General features: G+C 32.7%; 1 pseudogene. It reads left to right on the top strand.

The features are described from left to right. A pseudogene (locus tag IC220_RS07820) lies at positions 1-917 on the top strand (phage tail tape measure protein); the annotation flags it as partial. Positions 918-1038: the final 121 nt, after the last annotated feature.

The following is a 1038-nucleotide window of genomic DNA, read 5'->3' as shown; positions in this document are numbered from 1 at the left end:
GTATGAACTTAGGTTCAGTGATGTTGCCTACTTTAAAGTCCATAGCTGAGTTCTTGCAGGAAAAAACTAGATATGTAGCAGAGTTTGCAGAAAAATATCCAACTTTAACCACAGCAATCATGGGTACTGTAACAGCCTTGATAAGTTTAAAAATCGCAGCAGTAGGACTAGGTTATGGGTTTACATTATTAGGAAGTACAATTTTTGGGCTAAGAGCAAGTATAATTGGTACATTTTCATTTTTATCAGCTACAGTTTTTCCTGCAGTAATAACAGGGTTGAGGGCAATATCATTAGCTGTAATGAGTAACCCTATAGGACTTTTAATTACTGGACTTGTCACTGGGGCAGCGCTTGTAATAGCTAACTGGCAAAAGGTGAAGGAATTCTTTGCTAGCTTTTGGGAGTATATAAAATCTATAATAAAACCTGTAGGAGAAGCCTTTTCATGGATGGGAAGTACTGTTAGTAGCATATTTGGAAAAATCTCAGAAAATAGTCCCATAAAAGAATTTGAAAAGAGAAAAAGCGTTGTTTCATTAGTTGATGGAAAAAATAGTAGTATACTTTTTAAAAATGGTATTTTTAATAATGAAAATCCTTTATTAAATAATAACGTGCTTAAAAAAGTCTCTGAGAATAGTAAAAATAATATTAAGTTTAAAAGCGTAATAGAAGAGAAAAGATCTAGCAGAGAAGAAGAGGAAAAAGATAATACATTTAAAGAGTACCTAAAAAACAAGTTTGAAAGTAAAACAGAAAATAAAACTTTTAACCAAACTCAACACAATTATTTTAATATCAGCATACAAGCAGCACCAAGTCAGGATGTTCGTAGTCTTGCTGATGCAGTGATAAAAAGAATAAGAGAAAAGTCGCGAGACGTTTTGTTTGATACTATAGACCCCATTTATTAAAAATGCTATCCTTTGGTCCACACAAATTTACTCCAACAAATATAAAGTACAATAAAGAAAATCGTTGGAGCATAATTGAATGTATCGGGAAGATGCCACTACTACAAAATATTGGCCAAGG

Source organism: Wolbachia endosymbiont of Pentalonia nigronervosa, assembly GCF_014534705.1.
Lineage (GTDB): Bacteria > Pseudomonadota > Alphaproteobacteria > Rickettsiales > Anaplasmataceae > Wolbachia.
Note: the sequence above shows the minus strand (reverse complement) of the source record. Positions and strands in the feature narration are given on the sequence as shown.